Origin of the sequence: Janthinobacterium sp. 61 (assembly GCF_002846335.1) — a bacterium.
Classification (GTDB): Bacteria; Pseudomonadota; Gammaproteobacteria; order Burkholderiales; family Burkholderiaceae_D; genus Janthinobacterium.
This window is the reverse complement of the sequence record NZ_PJMQ01000001.1, coordinates 1,346,252-1,369,028: the sequence shown is the minus strand read 5'-3', so window position 1 is coordinate 1,369,028 and position 22,777 is coordinate 1,346,252. Positions and strand designations below refer to the sequence as shown.

The window sequence follows — 22,777 nt, the reverse complement described above, 5'->3', positions numbered from 1 at the left end:
ACAGTGGCGGAATTTAATATGCCATCTCATCCGATGAATCGCCGTCGGCGGCACGTCGGGACGGATTGAATAGGAGAGCTTTAGCATGGAAATCGGAATACTTGGCGGCGGCATTGCAGGGTTGAGCGTGGCGCTTGCCTTGAGCAAGCGGGGGTACAGTCCCCGCGTATATGAGCGCCGGGCAGGGCCGGCAACCATGGGGGCTGGCGTGACGCTCTGGCCCAATGCCAGCTTTGTGCTGGAAGAACTGGGACTGCTGCAAGACATTGAGGCCATTGGCGGTAGACCGCTGACAATGCGTCGCCAGGATGCTGCGGGAAATGCACTGGGGGGCCTCGATATTGGTTTGCTGGACCGGACGATGGGATACCCGACCTACACGGTGCTGCGCAGGCACCTGCAGGAGGTGTTGCTGGATCATGCGGCACGGGCAGGGATTCCGGTGGAGTTCGGGCACCGGGCGGTGGCTATTGAGCTTGATACTCATGGCAGAGCCGTGGCCCATTTCGAAAATGGCGCGAGCGTCCGCCCGGATCTGCTCATTGGGGCCGACGGCCGCATGGAATCAGTGGCGCGCAGGTTTGTCGCGGGTGACAACACACCAATCTATCAAGGCTTTGTGAACTGGATTGGCGTAGCGCAGGGGCCGCATGCGCTGGTGAACGATGTTTCGATTCAAGACTTCTGGGGGGTGGGCAAGCGCTTCGGTTGCGTGCCGGTCCGGCCGGATCTGGTCTACTGGGCGGCGGCGCAGGCACGGCCATTGCCGATGGCGGCGCCTGCAGCGGATATGCGTAAGGAAATTGAGGACCTGTTCGCGGAATGGCCTGAGCCTGTCACACGTCTCATCCAGGCGACACCGGCGGATGCCATCCGACTGATTGCCGTGCACGACTTGGAGCCGCTGCACACGTGGAGCCGGGCAAATGTGCTGCTCGTGGGAGATGCGGCGCACGCGCCGTTGCCGACGTCGGGGCAAGGAGCCTGCCAGGCGCTTGAGGATGCGTGGCATTTGGCCCGGTGTTTGGATGGTGCAAGTGGAGGCTTGGAAGACATCTTCCAGGCGTTTGCGAGAATTCGCGCTCCCAAAACCGCAAGGCTGGCGGAACAGGGCCGGGTCTTCGCACGTGGGTTGTTCGCCACAGATACCGAAACCTGTCGCATCCGCAACGAGAGGGCCAAGGCGTCCGATCCTGTGCGTGACGTGCAGGTCTTGGCAGCCGGATGGAGCCAGGGTCTACCGCTGCTTGGTGGCGCAGACAGCACGTCAGTGGAGGTAGGCGGCTTTGACAGCCTGTACCGCATTGAATGATGTGTACGGGATTCCACGCGGATAGAAAGTCATGTCCCCAGTGACGAAAGCCGAGCGGCCGGCTGAGCTTGACAGGAGCTGGATGCGATTTTTCAGGTTTTATGCAAGCGCCTCTTCCCACGCATCCGGTCAGCTTGCATGTGGGCATCAGCCGGTAAGCGTTACATAGCAGACCGTGGCCATCGAAACTCGAACGGCGGCTATGGGGCGAATCCAGCCTGACGATGCAGCCGCTAGATTTTCACCCTGACAACCTGCTATGCTGCCCGAACGGCCGGGTTCGGCCAGAAGCCGCCCTTCAAATGAACTGCCCCTGGCGAATGAAACTGAGAATCCTGCACTAACTCTTTGTCACAGCAGTCCTTGCTCAATCGTTCACCGCGCATGGCGCAGAGCGGCTTCCCTTGCGTAAAGGCTCCAGAACGGCCTATTTGTGGAGGTATGCTGTTGGCATGGATATCGCGCTTCTCCTTGGAATATATTTTTCGATTGCGGGCCTCTCTCTCTCGGAATTCCACAATGCCCACGTTTATGGTTGAAATAAGTAGGAAAAGGCATCTGCGACAATGATCACCTGCTACCTCGATTCTCAAGATTACTCAACCCTAAGTGACCCGAAGGGATGGACGCCTGAAAAGGAGCAAATACGGGCTGCACTTCTGAATTTTGCGAAGGAGGGCCTGGTCAAATTCGTGTTCTCTGCAGCTGCTATTTCTGAGGCAGCACCAATTTCACCGGACACCTCCAAGCTGGCTGAACTTAAGGCCCAATTGCTTGTGCAGCTCTGCGGTACCAATGCCTTGATCTCATTTGACCGCCTCGTGGCGGCAGAAGCTGAAGCGCTGGCTAAGGGATTTGCAGCACCGGCTAAGGTCCTAGACCCACACGGGCATTGGTTCCCTGAGGTCGACACACGAGATGTGCCCCGCTCACCGTTCAAATACATGCAGGAGCGGATGGAACGGGAGCTTGGGCAGACTGGGATGTCCCGTCAGCAAAGCCGGACGGCGGTGCGAAAAATGATCAAGAACGGCGTTCCCAAGGGCGAGTTTAAAAGATACATGGACAGCCAGAACGTCGAGCCACTAGCTGCTGAATTCTCGAAACCATTTCCAATGAAACCCGAATATGCCGAAATGGTTGTCAGATTCTGGCTAGGGCGTGCAACCGAAGCCGAATTTGATAAGGCGCTCTACGAGAGCCTCAGAGACCCGCATCATATGATGAAGTGGTTCACTACCAATCATGCTTTGGCCAGCCCGATTTCCGACATCGTCCGCCGGCCTGGGCGGGAGTTAGGCACACATCTCCGTGAGCTTGTTGCGCTGGCAGTCCGCCATGTGGCAGTGCTGACCGAAGGCGGCACGGATACCGCTCCGACGGGGAAAAATGGAGAAATACTGCGTAGGTGGGAAGAACAGCAAGATAACCAGCTGATAAAACTCGTTCAATACGCAGCGCAGGCGAAGGGGATTACCCTAAAAAATGTTAATCCGAAGGACATCGAAAAATATTGCCCTGGTATCTCGGCAACTATCAGATCGCTATATTCTTCGGCATGGGACAATGTGGCGGCAGGTCGGAAGGAAGAACCGAGCGACAGCCAGCCGGTGGATTCACTGCACGCCATGTACGCGCCATATGTGTGCGTGTTCAGAGCAGACCGATATATGGCGCCGCACATTCAGAAGCAAGTAAAGCGGCATGGCACGATCGTAGTGTCACGCCTTTCTGACTTAGTCGAGATGCTGAGCCGCGAGGTGGCCGGGCTACAGGCTAAAGGCGCTTGCTTAAAAAAATAGCAGTCCAGCCAGGGTCCCAAACCGACATCATAACTATCTGCGGCTGCCCGTGCATGGCACGCACCAGTCCGTATTCCTTGAGTACGTAGACCAGTACGTCGTCGTTGTCACCGCGACCAACATCGCTGTCCACAATGCGGGATTCTATGCCAGCTCGCTCCATGCTAGGGACTATGGTGTCCGGCTTGAACAAGGGGGCGAACGGAGGGCCGCGCAGGAAAGGAAAGGGAGTAGACCTACAATCCAGCAGCCCGAGAGTCACTAGTTCGATTTCGTGTGTAAAGGTCCGTTTTGGGGCGGCTTCGGCCTGATGAGAGAATTTGTGAGTTTTTGCAGCTGGGAAAATTGCTATCCTAGCAGCACTATGGCCGCGTTCGGCCAGAAGGAGACGCTGAACCCTGAGCACACTGATTTCGCTGCTAACGCTATCGTACTAGTCCTGCCGTGCGATTAATGGACGGCTATGCCGGTCCATTAGCGCAACAGCACGCGCGACGTGACGTTCGACATCACCAGTGGCGTCCATCGTAATGAATCGGACGCAATGATCTTGTTTCAGTGGAGACGTGAAAATTGCACCTAGCCCCTTGGCGATATCGTCGCTCCTTTCAAACCGTCCCCTTAGCAGGCGAAAAACTCCTGCCGAAAGGAGGTCGGCTACCTGCACGCCAACACTAGTGGCAGAATCGACAAACTGGAAATCCTCCCGGATGATCCGTCCAAGGTCGCCTGGATTATCAATCTCCATACCGTAGTCGTCTTGCAGATAAGTTGGCTCTTCACCTTTGGTAAAGCTAAATTTTTCGAAGTGACTATAATCTGCGCCTTCCAACATGATCCACGGCTCAGCCAGTGTCTGACTTTGGATAAGTGGGCTAAGAAGGCGGTAAAACGCCTTTTCGTATTTCGTCTCCACCTTTGCCTTCCGATCGATTCGCCACCTAAAATTGGCGAGTGCAGGCGGATGGCGTTGGGCGTAGTAGAGAGTGCTGCATTCGATAATTTGGTTGAAGAGGAGTACCTGCGCGATGAGTTGGATATATAACTGAGGGGGTATCGAGTCTAGCAATGAAGCAAGATTTGCTATTGACTGTCGTCCTTGTTCATAAATCATTTTGTCCTGATGCTCCAGGATCTTTTCAACTTGACGTGTTCGATGCTCAACGATCGCTTCAGGGCGCTGTCTTCCTGCGTCGACCGCCACTGCAAAGGCTATCCCGTCCAGCTTGCGCAATGCACCAAGAAACATCAAATACTGCTCTTCTGTCAGCTGCTTGAGCTTAGTTTCGCGTCCGTTATTCAAAGCGCGAATTTGGGCGACCAGACGTTCCAAGTCCCGACGCCGGTGCTCGGGCGTCACGTAGGCGACAACTGTGCACCAAGTGCTGGTTTCAGCCGAGTGCACAAATGTTCCTGACTCATCTACAAAAATGAACATGATTGATATTTAATGGCCGAGTGAGCACGCTATGAATGGCAGAAGTTATTACTCTAACAAACTTCTTATTTGTTCTGATAGCCGTAAGCTTTTACAACTGTACTTTACGTTCAACAAGTGCGCCAGTGTTTGAAGACGCAAGAGAGGGCTTGTTTGTCCACGTCCGCTTTGGGGAGACAGCTGCCGACCACAACAAGTCCTGCTCGGCGCAGGCAGCCGTGCGCCACGGTCCGGTGCAGGCTGGCAGCGGTGTTTATACGCGAAACGACGCCACCGGCACCGTGACGCGACGGGACAAAGTCTGAACTCCCCCCAGTGTCCTTTCCAGTAGCGGTACATGCGTCGCAAAAAGTCAGGCCACGCATTACGGATCGAAAGGCAATAACTTTCCCTGGTCAGGGTTCCGGCATGTCGAACGCAATCCCATCTTCCGTGTACGACATTTTGGCTGAATCTCCAGTGCACTTTCCCTGGGGCTCGTCAGCTACATAGCGGCATTCGCTTTCCACACTGCCATCTGCACGCCAGTGCCGGGTCCAGCCCTGGCGTTCGCCATTCACGTACTCGATCAGCTGGCGCGGCTTGCCATCGGCGTACCACGAACGCAATGCGCCCTCCTCGCGCCCACCTGCATTCCACTGCTTTTGCACGATCAAGACGCCGGCCCGGCTGAAGCGCTGTTCGCTGCGCATGACGTAGTGCCCGCTATGCGTGCGCTTGCTGGCGACCTTGCCGTCCGGATAATACTCGACGCTTTCGCCGGCAGGCTTGCCGTCGACATAGTTGCCTGTGCGATGCACCTTGCCATCCGGGAAATAACTGGTGCTCGGCCCCGTCTGGATGCCGTTCACATACAGGCTGCGGCTTTCTACTGTGCCGTCCGGATAGAACAGCAGCAATTCGCCCTCCGTCTGGCCATTGACCTGCGTCATGCGCGTGCGCAGCTTGCCATCCTTGTCGAACGTTTCCACCAGGCCATCGGCACGGGCGCCGTTGCGGTAGGTGCGCGACTCGATCAGCTTGCCATTCTGGTGATAGGTCTGCTCTTCCCCCTCCTGCACGCCGTTGCGCCACGTGCCGCGTATGGACATCTTGCCGTCAGGGTAATAGCGGGTCTGCGTCCCCTGCTGCACGCCTCGCCCATCTTGCTCAACCTGCATTTCCAGCTGTCCATGCGGGTAATACATGCTGTAGTTGCCCACCAGCTTGCCGCGCAGGTAATCGCGATCGTTGACCTGGCCCGTCAGACGCTTCGGCTCGCCTTCGCGCACATGATAAACCTCGACTTGCCAGGTGCCTGGCGTCTTGCCTGGCGGCAGCGGCAGGACCAGCGCATAGCGCGCATGTTCCTTGACTTCGCCGCGCGATAGATTGTGATTCAGGTACAAACGCGGCTTGCCGTCGGCACAGGCCTGCGGCTCGCAGCGGCCCAGCTTGCCAACTTCGGGCATGGCGAGCGCTCCCGCTTCGGCTCCCACCTTGCCTGGCGCGGGACAGAATGTGATACGCATCAACAACGGCGTCTTGTTGCGGATCAAGGTAGCCAATTGATGCTTCATGGCGACATACTGATCCTTATCCAGGCGCACGGAAACGGCATTCATCAGCACCTGCCTGCCGCCGCAGCCGCTGTCGCTGGCGAGGGTCAGCACATCGCCGTCGGGCGTCGCCTTGATCGCGGTGACTACTTGCCGCTGCTCAATCTCGGCGCTGGCCAGCGCCGGTAACAGCAGCATGGCACCAAATAAATGTTTCAAAGTGCGCGCCATGCCTGCTCCTTGCGCAACAATTCTGGCGCTGGCGGCGCTTCGCCGCAAGCCCCCTGAGCCTTGCCGGCCACATACTGGCATTCACTCTTCAGGCTGCCATCCTCGCGCCAACTGCGGCTCCATCCCTCGCGCCGGTCGTTCACGTACTCGATGGATTGCTCGGGCTTGCCGTTCTCGTACCACGAGCGCGACGTGCCTTGTTCACGCAATTGCGCATCCCACCGTCTTTCCAGCACCAGCACACCCTGGGGGCTGTAGCGCTGCAAGCTCAGCAGCCCGCCCTTGTCGCCATACTCCTGGCGGCTCTCCACCTTGCCATCTGGATAGAATTCCATTGCCACGCCCGTGGGTAAATCGTTAACCTGCGTCATCCTGGCTCGCACGGCGCCATCGGGGTAGTAATTCGTGCTCACGCCATTAAATTTGCCGTGCTGCATTTCCGCGCGGCTGGAGATTTTTCCATCCGGGAAGTACGTGAGCATCTCTCCTTCCATCTTGCCGCCGCGCAAAGTGTAGCTGCTGCTCAGCTTGCCATTTTCATCAAACTTCTGCACGGGCCCGTCGAGTTGCTTGCCATCTCGGTAGCTGGTCGTCTCGCTCAGCTTGCCCGTGGCGTGATAACGCTGGTGCTCGCCCTCGGGCAAGCCATGGCGCCAGTTACCGCGCAACTCCAGGGTGCCATCGGGAAAGTACTTGCTGCCGATGCCGTGCTGCCGACCCTGCCCATCTTGCGCAACCTGTTTCTCGATCTTGCCGTTCGGGTAATACGTGACATAGCCGCCCACCAGTTCCCCGGATGCATAATCGGCCTTGTTGACCTGGCCGGACAAGCGCAGCTTGTGGCCGGCGACGCTATAAATCTCCACTTTCCACGTGCCTGGCAGCTTGCCTTTCGGCAAGGGCAACAGCAGCACATTCGGTGCCTTTTCTTGCTCGATGGGGAAGAAACGTTCGTGCAGGTACAGCCGCGCCCGGCCATCGGCGCAGACCGATGGCGTGCAGGCGGCGATGTGGCGCACGATGGGCACGCTCACATCCTCCGGGCATTTTTTCAGGGTGACGCGCATGGGCGTCTTGTTGCGAATGTACCGGGCCAGATCGGCTTTCAGCGCGTCGTAAGGCGCCTCGTCCAGGTTCACCGAGCGGGCATCCATGCGTATCTGCTTGCCGCCGCAGGCCGTCGTGCCCGCAATACTGAACACATCGCCGCCTTCCCTATCTGGCTCGGCCGCCATGGCTGTCAATACCAGGCGCTGCACGATGTCCGCCTGCGCCATGCCTGAGGCCAGCAAGGAGGCGCCCAGTAAGGCGCATATAATCTTGATTTTCATGGTATTCCTTTAATTTTCCGCCGTGACGGCCACACCGCCCGGCACGAAGCTGACCCGGCCATCGCGGTAGCGCACCAGCACCACCACCTCGGCATCCCGCAATTGACCGTGCTGCACGGCCGGCAAGTAGGTCCAGCGCTTGACGCTATCGAGCAGCACCTTGTTAAGCATCGGCTCCATCGGCAACTCGGCCGCCGCATAGGTCAGGGTGCCGTCGGCCGCGATGGTCAGGGTCAGGCGGTTTTCACCCGTTGCGTGCTTTTCGTCCAGCACGCCATACGCAACCGTCGTCATCGTCTCGCGCTGTACACTGCCGACCTGGTCCCGCAAGGGCGGCAAGGCCTTCAGCTTGGCTGCCAGCAGCGCGCCCTCGGCCAGCACCTTGTCCCAGCGTTTCTGGTAAGCGCCCGGCTGCGCCAGACGCAGCACCTTGGCGTTCAGATCCATGCGCTGCGTCATGCGCGCGACGCCATTGTCGGCCGGCTGACCCGGCTCGGCTGGCAAGGCATGCTCCACGGCGTAGCGGTAAGCCGTCAGTTGCGCCAGCGCCACCAGATTGACGGCATCGCTCTCGTCGCCGCCGCGCAGCTGCGCCGCGGCCGCGATGCCCAGCCAGGCCGTGCCATCCGTTGGGTGCGCCCACACGGCTTGCTCGAAGTACTGGCGCGCCGCCTGCGGTTCGTTCAGGCTCAGATGCATGCGGCCCATGGCCGCCGCCACCAGATGGTCGCGCGGGTTCGCTTGCAGCAGGTCAAGATAGGTCGCGACCAGCCCCGGCTCATAGCCGGGCACCCAGCCCAGGCCCTCCAGCAACGAGGCGCGCAGCTGCGCCTGCGTGCGGTCGACGCCGTAGTCGGACGGCTTTTCCTGGCCGGAACGGTACAACAGCTGCAAGCCGCGCGTGACGGCGTCATCGTCGCCCTTGCTGATCGCTTGCGACAGGCTGCGCACGGCCTTGCGCGCATCGGACGGCTGGAAACCGGCCGCCTTGCGCGTACGCCAGCGAAACACTTCCAGGCCAGCCGCCTGCTCGGCTTGCGCCTGCAAGCTGGCCTTGGCCTTGGTTTCATCGGGCGACGAGGTCCAGGCCGTAAAGCCGATCAGGAACAGCACGATCAGCAGCACCACGACGGCCCAGCCCTTGCCCGTGATGCCGCCGCCCGTGTTGCCGGCTACATAGCCAGGCATGTTGGCAGCGGGAATGGCGACCGGCGCCTGGCCCGGGGCCGTGCGGCGCGCGCTGCGCTGCTGCGGCAACGATGGCTGTTGCTGCGCCTTCACGGACGCTTGCGCGGCCGCGACGATGACCTTGTCGCGCGCGCAGGCGGCGCAACCCTGGCCTGCAAAATGCTGGTGTTCGGGATTCACGGTACACACGACGAGCTTGCCGCCGCTGCGCTGTGCATACCCGCGCAACAACTGCGCCCAGTCGGCAGCCGACGGGCGCTGCGGTTTGGGGGACTGGGAAAACGCACGGTCGAACATGGCGCGCAATTCGGGCGGCATCAGCGTGTGGCCGCTGGTGGCGTTCGGCGCCAGCTGCTTGTGGCGCTTCACGCCATACGCATAGCAGCCGTCGCGAATGCGCCCGGGAATGTCGGTGGCCACCTGCGCATTGCCTGGCCGCCCGCTGTACGGGTGGATGCCGAAGTTGAGCAACTGGAAGATGATAACGGCCAGCGCAAATCGGTCTTGCGCCATTTCGGTGCCCGCCGGCATGCCCTTGCGCTGGAATTCCGGCGCCAGGTAGTCGGCCGTGAATTGCTCGGCAGGAAAACGCTCGGCATGGCCCTGGATGCTGAAACCATCGCAGTCAAGCATGGCGATGTACAGCGAATCGCGGTAAAAGCGCAAGTTCACAGGTTTCAGATCGACCACGTAATGCTGCTGCTGGTGCAGCGCATCGATGACGGCGGCCAGGTTGGCGGCCAGGGTCAGCTTGGGACCGAGCCCCGTGGGCAAACCGGCCGCGCGCGCCTGGCGTTCCTGCATGATCTGTTCCAGCTCCGCCGTCTGCGCCATATCCAGCAGGGGCATGACGAAACCGGCAAAGCCGCCCTGGCCGTCGAACACGGCCGCTTGCGGCCAGGCGATCTGCACGTAGCGCTTGCCGTTTTCCAATTGATCGGGCAGCTCGGGCGACAGTTCCAGCATCGCTTCGAGCTTGCGCCGGTTGGCGGCCCGGTCCAGGTGCGGGTGGTACAGCTTGGCCACCTGCGCGGGCGCGCCGGGCAACAGATACACGCTACCCGCGCCGCCGCTCTTGACGAGTTTACCCAGGATCAAACTACGGACTTTATCCAGCCAAATTTTTCCACCCGGACTCAGGCCCGGTGTCACACCCTGCTTCTGGCTCATGCGCGAAAGGCCAGCAGCAGGGTCTTGTCGTCGCCCGTGATCTGGTGCGTGCGCGGGTCGGCCAGGGTGGACGCCAGCGCCTCGTTGCCCAGTTCGATACTCCCGACCGTGCGCAGATAGCCTTGCACGGCATCCATGAACGGCGCATACAGCGCCGCATTGTTCTTGCTCATGGCAAAGGGCATGCAGCCGTCCGACATCAGCACGACGCCGCGCGCGGCTTGCGGAATCGCAAGCAGCCGCAGCTGTTCGCGCCAGCGCTCGCCGCTGATAAAGTAGGTTTCGTTGGCATACTCGCCGTTGGCGGGCAGCGAAATCAGCTCTCCACCGTCCGGCAATTGCGCCACGCCCAGGCCATCGCCCAGGTGGAAAAAGAAGCCCTGGTCGGCGCCCATGACCACGCCCACCACGGTGCTGGCATAGTCGTCCAGGGTGGCGTTGGCGGCGCGTGCGATGTCGTCCAGTGCGGCACGGATCTGCGCCAGGGCGCCCGCCAGCGCACCGTCATGCAAATCCTGCACGGTGGCACCCTGCTCCAGCCGTCCGGCCAGCGCCTGCACGGTTTGCATTGCGACAAACTGCGCGCCCTGCTCGCTCAACCGCGCCGAACCGGCGCCATCGCAAACGATGGCCACCAGTACCCCGTTGACGACGGCATGCGCGTGCGCATCCTGGCATGGGATATCTTTATCCAGGTGCGCCTTGCCCGTGACGGAGGCGCCAAACACGCGCCACTGCTTATTTGCTATCGCCATGGATCAGCGGGCTTTCACGTATTCACGACAGACCAGCCGTCCGTCGAGGCCAGCTGCGCCTGCGCGCCAGGACGCGATTGCGACACCACCTGCATGCTGGCGCTCAGCCACAGGAACAGTTCGCGGAACTGCAAGCCTTTCAGCTGCTTCACGCCCCGCTCGCCACGGCTGGAAAACTGCCCAAGGCTATCGATATTCGCGTTGTCGCCCACGGCGATGGGGAAGATCGCCACTTTATTGGCCTGCTCGGCCGCGCGCGCCTGTTCGGCGCCATGCTGCCAGCGGTCCGTCGGTTCGCCGTCCGACATCAGGAACAGCCATGGCCGCGTGTACGCCACGCCCGCCTGGCGGAAGCGCTGCTTTTCCTGCTCGATCTCGGCCAGGGCCAACTCGACAGCTGCACCGGTCGGCGTGGTGCCGTTCGCTTCCAGGTGGGGCGCCGTGAAATCCATGGCATCGCACCAGTTGCTGGCGACCACAGCTTCATCGTGGGCGCCATATTGAATCACCAGAATGCGCACGCGCTTGGCGGCGATCACGTCTGACTTGAGTTCCTGTTCCAGCAAGGCCAGGCCTTCGTTCAGCAGCGACACGGGTTCGCCATCCATGCTGCCGGAACAGTCCAGCACGAGCACCAGCGGCGTGCGTTGTTCGGTGTTGTCGACCAGGGCGACGTCGGGAATCATTATTGAACTCATGGGCAATCGGTAAATGTGAAATCGGACATAGTGCGAATCTTACATCATGGACGCGTTTTAGCCGCGCGAGTTTCCTACAGAACACTATCCAGGCAGATTTGCGCGCGCCATTGCAGCAGCACTATCTTTGTACTATCTTGAAAGTTGCCCAGGCCAGATGGCAGCGACCACCCCTTCCTCACAAAGGTGGGGAGGATCGCTGCGCAACACCGCCCTTACCCAGTTCCGCACCTGCACGCCTGCGGCACACTGATGTCATCGGGCAATGGGGGCAAGCATGGGCACGGCAACAGATGTAAGCAAGCTGATCGGGGCCATGTACGACTCGGCCTGCGGCGCAGGCGACTGGCCGCAACTCGACAGCGCGGGTCTGAGCGGCCAGCAATGGCAGGAACTCTTGCCGCATCTGCAACGCGCACTGTGCCTGCAGCAGCGCCTGCGCGAAGCGCAACTGGCCAGCCACTGCGCACTGGCGGCGCTCGACGCCATGGGCGCCGCCGTGCTGGTGCTCGACGCGGGCCTCGGACTGCGCTTTGCCACCCCCGCCGGCCACGCCCTGCATGCGGCACAACTGGAACCGTCCGTGCCGCCCACCCTGGCGCGCGCCGTGCGCCTGGTCATCGCCAGCGCCGACGGCGCACAGCAATGCCAGTCGCTGCGCCTGGCGCGCAAGCAGCAAGCGCCACTGGCCATGACTGTCACCCCGCTTGCCGATTGCCAGCCCGCCTGCGCGCTGATGATCGCGCACGACCCCACAAAAACGAGCACTTCCGTCCCGGCCTTGCGGCAGCTGTTTGACCTCACGCAAGCCGAAGCGCAGGTCGGCAAGGCGCTGGCGCAAGGGGCCACCATCGAGGAAATCGCCGCACGAAGCGGCATCAGCGTCAACACCGTCAAGACGCATTTGCACCACACCTATTTAAAGACGGATACACGGCGCCAGGGCGAGCTGATCGCCCTGATCCACGGCGCAACGGCGCACCTGGCCGTCCTTGATGCATGAGGACATGTCATCCGATCGGATGATGCGCGGTGCATATTGCCTGCCTACACTGGCAAGACCGGTAGCCCGCGCCTTGCCAGAGTGACAGCACCGCACACGGACCAGCCGGTTTGGTTCCCTGGCACCCACATCAACATCGCCGCGCCGGCAGCGGACGGCACCAAAGTTCAAGGATGGGTAAAAAAATGAAAACATGGATCTTGGCCGGCACCATGGGCGTCTGCGCCCTGCTGGCAAATGCGCAAACGCTTCCCGACAGCCAGACCGTCACCATTCCCGGTGGACGCTTGCACGCGATCGAACTGCCGGCCCACAGGCACCTTATGACTGCGCAAGAATTTGCCCCGTTCCGCGGCGGCTATGAGTTGGCGAACGGCCAGGTGCTCCACCTGCGCAATGCGGGCAGCATCGGCGCCTTCATGTATGCGCGCATCGATGACCAGGAAGAACACCGCATCGTCGCTTCTTCCCGCGATACCTTCGTGGCGCTCGACCGGCAACTGGCCATGCGTATCGACTTGCGCGACGATGGCAGCGTGGGTGGCGAAGTGCTGATGCAGGTACCGGCCGAGAAACTGGCGAACGGCGACCTCGTGCCTGCCCACGTGCAAAACATGGGCCTGGCATCACGTTGAGGGGGCATGTTGCATTCCGCATCGGTGGCAGCCATGAGCAAACAATATTCTGTCCAACAGCAAAACGCGCTGACCCTGGCCGCCATCCGACAGACGGCGGCCTGGTGGCGCGCCCGCCCCTTGCCCGACGCCTTGCGCCAGTGCGCCGCCAACCATGGCGTGGCACTGGGCACGGCCCTCATGCTTGACCTGCAACTGGCCTACCCTGGCATGCCCGCCGTGTACGGCAAGCTGCTGAGCGCCGACGGCCACTTCATCCATTTCGAGATGGACCTGGACGACGATTTGCGGCCCCTGCCCGGCAGCGTGGCGTGGGACGATATCAGCGCCAGCTACGACCTGGCCGCACACAAACGCGGCACGGGCATGGGATACGGGCTGCTGTGCAAGAAAGTACTGCAGGAATTGAATCACGGCGCGTCCTAGCATGGTCCCGCTGAATATCGACGCCGCATGAACTGCGGCTCTCCATCGAATGAACAATGCACATCGCCAAACCCGCACCTAGACTGCTTACTGCCCCTAGCCCACCCGCACCATGCGCCAGAGGCCACAAACCAACGAGGACGACAATGAAAACCATCATCCTGAGCACACTCCTGTGTCTCGCCGCCGCCAGCACGGCAGCCATCGCGCAGACCCTGCCGCCAGAACACACTGTCACCGTGCCGGGCAACTCGCCGAGCATCGACGTGCCAGAACACCAGCGCTACATGATGCGCCAGGATTTCAAGAAATTCGTCGGCACCTATGATCTGTCGAATGGCGACACCCTGGAACTGCGCCTCGCCGGCGCTGTCAAGTATGCGCGGATCGGCCAGCAGGAAGAGCACCGCATCGTCGCCACCGACCACAACGCCTTCGTCGCGCTGGACCGCCAGTTGAAGGTGCGCATCGACCACAACGATGACGGCAGCGTGGATGGCGAACTGGTGATGGTGGTGCCGTCGCAGAATGTGTCGAGCGGCGGCATCGTGCCCTCCCACGTGCAAACCATCGGCCTGGCGTCGCGTTGAGGCGGCGGGCACCGTTAATAGAAACGAATGGCGCTATACCGTAGCAGAGTGCCAGGAAGGTTTGCGCTGCCATCGCATGCTACCATCGCCGCCATTTCCTTGAAGGAATGGCAACGACCCATGGAGCGCAATGCAGACACTCGCAGTAGCCCGATATTGACTGTGCTGGGCGGCGGCCTGCGCCTGCTGGCCTTGCCACTGCCGGCCCTGGTCAGCGCCGCCTGCACAAGCACCACGCGCCATCCATCCTGCCAGCAAGCCCACGCAAGTCATCCTGCGCTTTACCTATGACGCTGGCAAGCCGATGCGGCATGACGATGACCTGGAAGGCTTGAGATAGCCAGCCGGGGTCGGCTGGCTTGGCAGTTACTGCAGCTCGAACTCCGCAGGAGTCAAGCCCAGCTCGCGCGCGATCTTGCTGGCCACGCGCTGCTCGTTGGCGTCGAAATTGCCGTCCGACGAAGCGACGGCGATAATCATGCGCACCAGCAGGCGCGACGCCTCCACATTCGACTTCATCTTGCCCAGCGCCTGATACGCCTTGGCTTCGCCGATATCCTTGTCGAACTCCAGCTGGCCGACATAGTCCTGGAAAGCCTTGATCACGTCCGTGGTAGTAAACACGGACAGCGCATCATTGCTTTCAATAAACTTCACCATCTTCTGCTTCTCTTCCGCACTGACGCTGCCGTCGGCCATGGCGATCAAGGCCGAGCCCGCCATCGCGGCGTTCAGGAAATCCTTGTTCTTATACTTCAAGGCCTCGGTTTTCAGTTCGCTGGCTTTGGTCTTCAGTTTGGACAGAAAGGAATCGAAACTCATGGTGTACCTCCGGGTTGTTCATTGATCAATACGGCAAGACACGCCGCCATGTGCGGTAGTTGAGGGTGCAAGCTTGAAATACAAGCAATGAAACCACGTCATACACTCACTGGCGGCATTTATCTCCCCCACAGGCAAAGGCCGGGGTCAGACCCGTCGGGTCTGACCCCAGTTTCTGCCTTGGGATGAAATTCAGTCAACTCCACACAAACCACCACAAAACCCCAATCACATAAAATTATCTTATTTGCAGTTGAAAAATAAGTAACAACATGGCAGCATGGAATTACATTTTCTTTACTGCAAGGTTGTGATGGACAAGCAATTGCTGTTGATTTGCGCACTGACGTTCATCATCCACATTATCGGCACCCTCGCCTACTCCGTGCGCATCGCCGGCATCCGCACACGGCGCATCGCCGTATCGCTGGCCCTGTTCAGCATTCTGATGCTGCTATCGCGCACTTCGAACTCTTTCCTGGGACCATTCCTCGCCAAGCGCGTGGAAACGGGCATAGACCAGCACGTCGCCGCCAGCACGCTATTGGCAGATTTCCGCTGGCTGCTATTCTCCGCCAGCCTGGCGACGATACTCGGCGCGATCCTGATCCCCACCTTCCAGCGCGCCTTCTGCCGCGCCGTCGAGCATTTCCAGGTGCACAGGTCGGTACCGAAACTGCTGCTGCACGCCGTCTTCAAGGGTGGCCTGTCCCACCTCAAGACCTCCGCCAGCCTGCCCAAGCCCGCCAACTTCACGGGCCTGCGCCAACAATCCGGCGTTTCCGTCTCCATGACCGCCATGAACGTCATCGCCACGGCCCTGTGGACGGTGGGCGTCTTCGCCGCCCTGTACGCAGGCGTGCTCGACCCCAGCGTGCGCGTCACCTCCAGCACGCTTTCATCGATCATCAACGGCGGCGCCACCATCATGATGGCCGTCTTCATCGACCCGCACATTTCGGGCATGACGGACGACGTCATCGAAGGCAAGATCGAAGAATCGCAATTCCGCCGCACGGTGGTGTGGCTGGTGGGGAGCAGATTGGCGGGGACGCTGATTGCGCAGTTTTTGCTGGTGCCGTCGGCGGTGGTGATTGTAGGGGTGGCGAAGGGGTTGTGAATATTCAAGAATATCCAAAAGTACAAATTTAAAATGGGCTACTAATGAGTGATTACTTTGCCTTTGTTGATGAATCCGGAAACCATGATTTAGCAACCGAGAAGGATGGCGCCTCAAATTACTTCATAGTACTAGCAGTAATAATTCCAACCGAAGAAAGATCGGAACTTGAAGCATCGATGGAGAATATTAGAATAAAATATTTCAATTCTGGCGAAATTAAATCAAACAAACTAAGCGACGCCAAAAGACTGAAAATAATCAATGAGATATCACCTTTAAATTTCAGATTTTATGCAGTTTGCGTGGATAAATCACGAATAATAAAAGATAGCGGATTGCAATACAAAAAATCTTTCATTAAATTCATAAATGGACTCCTATACAATCAACTTTTCAAGTCAGTAAAAAATATAACGATTTATGCTGATGGCCACGGGGGTTCAGATTTCATTAACAGCTTTAGAAAATACGTCACCAAAACTCATGTTCCAGATCTTTTTTTCGAATCGAAAATTGAGATTGTGGATAGCAGAACCCAAATATTAGTTCAGCTTGCTGACTTTTTGGTTGGCACCACAGCAAAGCTGTACGAGGAAAAAGTTTCTGGGAACGTACGAGACAGTTTTCTAAGCTTCATTCAAAATAGGAGAATAAGGATAGATGAGTGGCCGCCGAAATTCGAAACAGAACTAGCAGCCAACAACTCATCCACCGACATTGACTCAAAAATTTCCACCATCTCACTTCTTAGAGCATCTGAATTTTTAAGAAATAATTTTAATTCATCGGATCCGGAAATAGAAATTCAGTACGCAACGCTCAGCTACTTGCTTTTTTGTGCCAGATTCCCTTCTGGAAAAACATTCACATCAACAAATGAAATTCTTGAACATTTAAAAAATCAAGGATTTCATGAGATTACCAAGCAGTATCTACGCTCAAATATAATTGCAAAACTTAGAGATCATGATGTTGTAATAGCCAGTTCGACTAAGGGTTACAAAATACCATCTAGCTATTCCGACATGATAGGTTTTGCAGATTTGGTAGATGGAATTGCCATACCTTTACTTAGTCGATTAAAAAAAGCTGCCGAGATTTTCGACCTTGGAAGCATAGGTGAAGTAAAATTTCTTAATGAGCAACGATTTCAGAATTTGCAAGCTATCATTAAAAATATGAAGTGATGTATTTTAAAAAATAAAAAGCCGCTGTCTCCCGACAGCGGCTTTCTCATTCCTACCCCAGCAGCAGCGCCTTGAACCAAGGCTCCGCGCCGCAAACAGCTCTGAATTACCCCACAAACTTCCGCGCATTCCTGAACATGCGCATCCACGGCGAATCCTCGCCCCATGCTTCAGGGTGATACGACTGCTGCACGCTGCGGAACACGCGCTCTGCGTGCGGCATCAGCACGGTGAAGCGGCCGTCTGGCGTGGTGACGGAGGTGATGCCTTCCGGCGAGCCGTTCGGGTTGTACGGGTACGCTTCGGTGGCGGCGCCCTTGTTGTCGACGAAGCGCATGGCTTTGCTGACTTGGGTGATGTCGCCCGTTTGCGAGAAGTCGGCATAGCCTTCGCCGTGGGCGATGGCGATGCCGGCTTGCGTGCCGGCCATGCCGTTGAAGAAGATCGATGGGGAGTCCATCACTTCGACCATGGCAAAGCGGCCTTCGAATTTCTCCGACTTGTTGCGCGTGAACTTGGGCCAGGCGTGGGCGCCGGGGATGATGGATTTCAAATTGCTCATCATCTGGCAGCCGTTGCAGATACCCAGGCCGAAGCTGTCCGTGCGGTTGAAGAAGCGCGCGAACTGTTCCGCCAGGCTGGCGTTGAACAAAATCGTTTTCGCCCAGCCTTCGCCCGCGCCCAGCACATCGCCGTACGAGAAGCCGCCCACGGCGATGACGCCCTGGAAGTCGTCCAGCTTGACGCGGCCCGCAATCAGGTCGCTCATGTGCACGTCGACAGCCGTGAAACCTGCCTGGTGCATCACGTAAGCCGTCTCGATGTGCGAGTTGACGCCCTGCTCGCGCAGGATGGCGACACGCGGACGCACGCCGGTGGCGATGAATGGCGCGGCGATGTTCTCGTTCTGGTCGAACGTGACGATAGGCGACATGCCCGGGTCTTGCACGTCCAGCAGGCGATCGTATTCGGCGTCGGCGCAAGCCGGATTGTCGCGCAGGCGGGCGATGCGCCAGCTCGTTTCGCTCCACAGGCGGTGCAGGGCTGCGCGTGGCTGGGTGTAAATCAGCTTGGCGTCGCGCGTGAATTCGATCACGTCGCGGTCGTTCAATTTGCCGATGATATGGCTGCAGGCGCCCAGATTGAAGGTGCGCAGTACGTCCATGACGAGCGATTTTTCTTCCGCACGCACCTGGATGACGGCGCCCAGCTCTTCGCTGAACAAGGCACGCAGGGTCAATTCGTTGCGGCGTTCCGCTACCTGGCCTGTCCAGTTCTTGGCGTCGCCCCAGTCGCTGGAGTGCTCGCCTTCCATGGTCAGCATGTCCAGGTTGACGGACATGCCCGTGTGGCCGGCGAAGGCCATTTCCGTCAGGGTGGCGTACAGGCCGCCGTCCGAACGGTCATGGTAGGCCAGCAGCTTGTCGTCGCTGTTCAATTTCTGGATGGCGGCGAAGAAGCCTTTCAGGTCTTCCGCGCTGTCCACGTCCGGCGTCTCATTGCCCAGCTGGCCCATGACTTGCGCCAGGGCGGAGGCGCCCAAGCGGTTCTTGCCGCGGCCCAGGTCGATCAAGATCAATGACGTGTCGCCCTTGTCCGTTTTCAGCTGCGGCGTGAGCGACTTGCGCACGTCCGTGACTGGCGCGAACGACGACACGATCAGGGACACTGGCGACGTGACGGATTTCGCCGCGCCCGTGCTATCGTCTTTCCACGTCGTGCGCATCGACAGCGAATCCTTGCCGACGGGGATGCTGATGCCCAGCGCGGGGCACAGGTCCATGCCGACGGCTTTCACCGTGTCGTACAGGGCTGCGTCCTGGCCAGGCTGGCCGCAGGCAGCCATCCAGTTGGCGGACAGCTTGATGTCGGAAATGTCGGCAATCGCGGCGGCGGCGATGTTGGTGACGGCTTCACCCACGGCCATGCGGCCCGAGGCAGCGGCGTCGATGACGGCCAGCGGCGTGCGTTCGCCCATGGCCATCGCTTCACCCAGGTAGCCTTCGAAGCTCATGGTGGTGACGGCGCAATCGGCCACCGGCACTTGCCATGGTCCCACCATCTGGTCGCGCACGGTCATGCCGCCCACGCTACGGTCGCCGATGGTGATCAGGAAGGATTTGTCGGCCACGGTCGGCAACAGCAGCACTTTTTGCGCTACGTCCACCAGGTCCATGCCCGTCAGGTCGATGGCGGGGAAATCGTTGGCCACGTGAACCACGTCGCGCTGCATCTTGGGCGGCTTGCCCAGCAAGACGTCCATCGGCATGTCGACCGGCTCGTTGCCCAGTTCCGGGTCGATCAGCTTGAGTTGACGCTCTTCGGTGGCCACGCCCACGGCGGCGAACAGGCAGCGTTCGCGTTCGCACATGGCTTTGAACAGTGGCAGGCTTTCCGGCGCGATGGCGAGAACATAGCGTTCCTGCGACTCGTTGCTCCAGATTTCTTTCGGCGCCATGCCCGATTCTTCCAGTGGAATCTTGCGCAGGTCGAAAATCGCGCCGCGCTTGGCGTCGTTGGTGATTTCCGGGAATGCGTTCGACAAGCCGCCCGCACCCACGTCGTGGATGGAGATGATCGGATTGTCGGCGCCCATTTGCCAGCAGGCGTTGATGACTTCCTGGGCGCGGCGTTCCATTTCCGGATTGCCGCGCTGGACGGAATCGAAGTCCAGGTCGGCCGTGTTGCTGCCAGTGGTCATCGACGAGGCGGCGCTGCCACCCATGCCGATGCGCATGCCCGGGCCACCGAGCTGCACCAGCAGGCTGCCAACGGGGATGTCGTTCTTGTGCGTGTGCTGCGCGGAGATATTGCCGATGCCGCCGGCGATCATGATCGGCTTGTGGTAGCCGAACACGGCGTCAGGGGCGCCCGCTTCTTTTGCGCCGACGTTCTGTTCATACGTGCGGAAGTAGCCGCCCAGCACGGGACGACCGAATTCGTTCGAGAATGCGGCGCCGCCCAACGGGCCTTCGATCATGATTTGCAGCGGCGAAGCGATGCGCTCCGGTTTGCCGTATTGATCGGCGTCAGTACGGCCAGCCAGAGGCGCCGTCACGGAAGCGGCCGTTTCCCAGCTGCGCACGGCATCCGGCAAGGACAGGTTCGATACGGTGAAACCGGTCAGGCCAGCCTTTGGCTTGGCGCCGCGGCCCGTCGCGCCTTCGTCGCGGATCTCGCCGCCTGCGCCCGTGGAGGCGCCGGGGAATGGGGAGATTGCCGTCGGGTGATTATGCGTTTCCACCTTCATCAGGGTGTGCGTCAGTTCCGTCGATGCCGCATATTCGTGGCTGGCGCCGCGCGGGTAGAAGCGCGATACCGTCGCGCCTTCCATGATCGAGGAATTGTCGCTGTAGGCGACGACGGTGCCCTTCGGCTGCAATTCATGCGTGTTCTTGATCATGCCGAACAAGGATTTTGGCTGCGCCACGCCGTCGATGGTCCAGTCGGCGTTGAAGATCTTGTGGCGGCAATGCTCGCTGTTCGCTTGGGCGAACATCATCAGTTCCACGTCCGTCGGATTGCGGCCAGCCTTGGTGAAGGCGGCGTCCAGGTAGTCGATTTCGTCTTCCGACATCGCCAGGCCCAGTTCCGTGTTCGCCGTTTCCAGGGCACGCTTGCCCTGCCCCAGCAAGTCGATCGATTCGAGCGGGCGCGCTTCCAGGGTGCGGAACAAGTCCTTGGCCTGGTCGGCGCTGCGCAAAACGGATTCCGTCATGCGGTCGTGCAGCAGATCGGCCACAGTCTGCACCTGCTCGTCCGACAATTTGCCGGCGCCAATGGCGCTGCCCAGGATGCCCGATTTCAGGTTGATGCGGAAAGCGATGCCGCGTTCGACGCGCTTGATGTGCGCCATGCCGCAATTGTGCGCGATGTCGGTGGCTTTCGAGGCCCACGGCGAAATCGTGCCGAAACGGGGGATGACGAAGAATTCTTCGGCAGCGCCTTCCGTATTGTCAGCTTGGGCCGGCTCGCCGTACGTCAGCAAGGCGCCAAGGCGCGTGCTGTCGTCGTTGGTGAGAGGCGCGCTGGCATCGATGAAATGGACATAGCGTGCTTGTACGGCAACAATCGCAGGCGACACGGCTTGCAGTTGGCTTAACAGACGGTGGCTACGGAAAACGGACAGGGCATTGGAACCCGGCAGTATCAACATGATTGGAAGGTGGTTGATGCAGCGTGGCTGCGGGTTAAAGGTAGGTATGACAATATCTTTCGTACGGCAAATTTCCTTTGCGCGCATTATACCCGTTTTACCCCTGCCTTATGACCGGAACTTGCGGTTTTGCCCCCCTTTTGCCACCCTTTTGCCCCGCACAGCGGCAGTTTTTGACACGCCAGCAACACCCTCTGGCAATCATCAGGCGATCACATAGCGGTTCTTGCCCTGGCGCTTGGCCAGGTACAGCGCTTCGTCGGCCAGCCGGTAGCTGTGGCCCAGCTCCTTGCCCCGGTCCAGTTCGGCCACGCCCACGCTGATCGACACGAACTGTGCTGTCAGGAAGGCCTGGCTGACGGCCTCGACCAGGCCGCCAGCAAAGGCGCCCGCATCCTCGCGGCTGCCCGCGTAGACCACGCCGAATTCCTCGCCGCCCAGGCGTCCGCACAAATGGCCTTGCGCCTTGTCGGCGATGATGGCGGCCGTGCGCACCAGCACCTCGTCGCCCGCATCGTGCCCCTGCTGGTCGTTGATGACCTTGAAATCGTCGATATCGATCATCAGGAAATACAGCATGCCGCCGCGAGTCGCGCCGTGCATCTGCTGGGCGCGCTGCGTGAACATGCGGCGGTTATTCAGGCCAGTCAGGCTGTCCTGAAAGGCCAGCCGCGTCAATTCCACTTTGGCGTGATAGTTGCGCAAACGCAATAAGCTGAAGCTGACATTCAGCGCCAGCCCGAACAGGACGCTGACGGCAATCATCAAGGGCGCCCAGGATTGGTCAGGCAAGCCCGCGTTCACCGGGTACAGGCCGTGGCCCACGTTCCACCAGACGCCCGCCACCACGGCCAAGTAGCTGAGGCCGCCATTGAAAATGGAGGCGATGGCCAGGGTCATGAAGACGCCCACGGGCAAGACCCAGAAACTGGCGTGCTGGACGGCGTCGGCCATGGTGCGCAGGCCGAAGGTCAGGGCCAGCACGGCGCAAGCGCCGGTGACAGTCAGCACGGCCAGGGTGGTGCAGCGGTAGCGCACCACCAGGCTGGCCAGCATGCCCAGCAGCGCCAGCACGGCGTGCACCAGATTCGGATGATAGGGCTCCGGCATCATCAGCCAGGTCAGGCTGTAGGCGATGATGCCCAGCAGCTGCGTGACCATGCCGACCCGGTGCAGTTCCGCAAAATAGGTATGCTGCTGTTCGCTGTTGCCGCCAAATGCAAGCGGAACGGCAATACGCCGCAAGGTAGACAGATCAGGTAAGCGCATGACGGGTTTCAATACCAGAGAGGGAGAAAGCGCCCGTACAGCCTGCGCATGCCTGGCCGCGACATGGCGCGGTATGCAACAAATGTTGCATTTATAAAATACT

Annotated in this window: 17 protein-coding genes; 8 read left to right on the top strand and 9 right to left on the bottom strand. The window is 59.7% G+C overall.

Going from position 1 to position 22,777, the window contains the following annotated elements; all coding sequences use genetic code 11:
• The first annotated feature begins 85 nt into the window (after positions 1-85).
• Together CLU92_RS06285 and CLU92_RS06280 are read left to right on the top strand one after the other, a co-directional pair.
• Positions 86-1,312, top strand: a complete 1,227-nt coding sequence (locus tag CLU92_RS06285; protein ID WP_101481193.1) for an FAD-dependent monooxygenase — start codon at positions 86-88, stop codon at positions 1,310-1,312.
• Between the two features lie 566 nt (positions 1,313-1,878).
• On the top strand, positions 1,879-3,114 hold the full coding sequence (locus tag CLU92_RS06280; protein WP_101481192.1) for a hypothetical protein: 1,236 nt from the start codon (positions 1,879-1,881) through the stop codon (positions 3,112-3,114).
• 433 nt (positions 3,115-3,547) lie between these two features.
• Here CLU92_RS06280 and CLU92_RS06275 read toward each other — a convergent pair whose 3' ends face one another.
• The 6 genes from CLU92_RS06275 to CLU92_RS06250 form a co-directional block, all read right to left on the bottom strand.
• The gene (locus CLU92_RS06275; protein ID WP_101481191.1) at positions 3,548-4,552 is read right to left on the bottom strand and encodes a DUF3800 domain-containing protein; all 1,005 of its coding nucleotides are present in this window, start codon (positions 4,550-4,552) and stop codon (positions 3,548-3,550) included.
• 395 nt (positions 4,553-4,947) lie between these two features.
• Positions 4,948-6,321, bottom strand: coding sequence for a toxin-antitoxin system YwqK family antitoxin (locus tag CLU92_RS06270; protein ID WP_180338447.1), 1,374 nt, complete (start codon positions 6,319-6,321; stop codon positions 4,948-4,950).
• On the bottom strand, positions 6,306-7,652 hold the full coding sequence (locus CLU92_RS06265; RefSeq protein ID WP_101481189.1) for a toxin-antitoxin system YwqK family antitoxin: 1,347 nt from the start codon (positions 7,650-7,652) through the stop codon (positions 6,306-6,308). The genes CLU92_RS06270 and CLU92_RS06265 overlap by 16 nt, the downstream gene beginning before the upstream one ends.
• Before the next feature lie 9 nt (positions 7,653-7,661).
• Positions 7,662-10,010, bottom strand: a complete 2,349-nt coding sequence (locus CLU92_RS06260; protein WP_143452551.1) for a hypothetical protein — start codon at positions 10,008-10,010, stop codon at positions 7,662-7,664.
• Positions 10,007-10,765 carry a PP2C family serine/threonine-protein phosphatase gene (locus CLU92_RS06255; protein ID WP_101481187.1) on the bottom strand — a complete coding sequence of 253 codons (759 nt, stop codon included), beginning with the start codon at positions 10,763-10,765 and terminating at the stop codon, positions 10,007-10,009. Before CLU92_RS06255 ends, CLU92_RS06260 begins: the two co-directional genes overlap by 4 nt.
• Before the next feature lie 14 nt (positions 10,766-10,779).
• Positions 10,780-11,463 (bottom strand): VWA domain-containing protein, encoded by a 684-nt coding sequence (locus tag CLU92_RS06250; RefSeq protein ID WP_101481186.1) that lies wholly within the window; start codon positions 11,461-11,463, stop codon positions 10,780-10,782.
• A gap of 277 nt (positions 11,464-11,740) precedes the next feature.
• On the opposite strand from CLU92_RS06250, the gene CLU92_RS06245 reads away from it, so the two are divergent.
• The 4 genes from CLU92_RS06245 (at position 11,741) to CLU92_RS06230 (ending at position 14,117) form a co-directional block, all read left to right on the top strand.
• Positions 11,741-12,466 (top strand): helix-turn-helix transcriptional regulator, encoded by a 726-nt coding sequence (locus tag CLU92_RS06245; protein ID WP_166674791.1) that lies wholly within the window; start codon positions 11,741-11,743, stop codon positions 12,464-12,466.
• 185 nt (positions 12,467-12,651) lie between these two features.
• On the top strand, positions 12,652-13,101 hold the full coding sequence (locus tag CLU92_RS06240) for a hypothetical protein (protein ID WP_143452550.1): 450 nt from the start codon (positions 12,652-12,654) through the stop codon (positions 13,099-13,101).
• 6 nt (positions 13,102-13,107) lie between these two features.
• The gene (locus CLU92_RS06235) at positions 13,108-13,527 is read left to right on the top strand and encodes a hypothetical protein (protein WP_101481183.1); all 420 of its coding nucleotides are present in this window, start codon (positions 13,108-13,110) and stop codon (positions 13,525-13,527) included.
• Between the two features lie 146 nt (positions 13,528-13,673).
• Positions 13,674-14,117, top strand: a complete 444-nt coding sequence (locus tag CLU92_RS06230; RefSeq protein ID WP_101481182.1) for a hypothetical protein — start codon at positions 13,674-13,676, stop codon at positions 14,115-14,117.
• Between the two features lie 366 nt (positions 14,118-14,483).
• Here the strand turns inward: CLU92_RS06230 and CLU92_RS06225 are convergent, their stop codons facing one another.
• Positions 14,484-14,939 (bottom strand): tellurite resistance TerB family protein, encoded by a 456-nt coding sequence (locus tag CLU92_RS06225; protein ID WP_096235317.1) that lies wholly within the window; start codon positions 14,937-14,939, stop codon positions 14,484-14,486.
• Positions 14,940-15,252: 313 nt separating this feature from the next.
• Between CLU92_RS06225 and CLU92_RS06220 the strand changes: the two genes are divergently transcribed.
• Together CLU92_RS06220 and CLU92_RS06215 are read left to right on the top strand one after the other, a co-directional pair.
• Positions 15,253-16,059, top strand: a complete 807-nt coding sequence (locus tag CLU92_RS06220) for a lipid II flippase Amj family protein (RefSeq protein ID WP_101484530.1) — start codon at positions 15,253-15,255, stop codon at positions 16,057-16,059.
• Between the two features lie 44 nt (positions 16,060-16,103).
• Positions 16,104-17,249 carry a DUF3800 domain-containing protein gene (locus CLU92_RS06215; protein ID WP_101481181.1) on the top strand — a complete coding sequence of 382 codons (1,146 nt, stop codon included), beginning with the start codon at positions 16,104-16,106 and terminating at the stop codon, positions 17,247-17,249.
• A gap of 106 nt (positions 17,250-17,355) precedes the next feature.
• Here CLU92_RS06215 and purL read toward each other — a convergent pair whose 3' ends face one another.
• Positions 17,356-21,405 (bottom strand): phosphoribosylformylglycinamidine synthase, encoded by a 4,050-nt coding sequence (gene purL, locus CLU92_RS06210; protein WP_101481180.1) that lies wholly within the window; start codon positions 21,403-21,405, stop codon positions 17,356-17,358.
• A gap of 204 nt (positions 21,406-21,609) precedes the next feature.
• Positions 21,610-22,674, bottom strand: a complete 1,065-nt coding sequence (locus CLU92_RS06205; protein WP_101481179.1) for a diguanylate cyclase — start codon at positions 22,672-22,674, stop codon at positions 21,610-21,612.
• Positions 22,675-22,777: the final 103 nt, after the last annotated feature.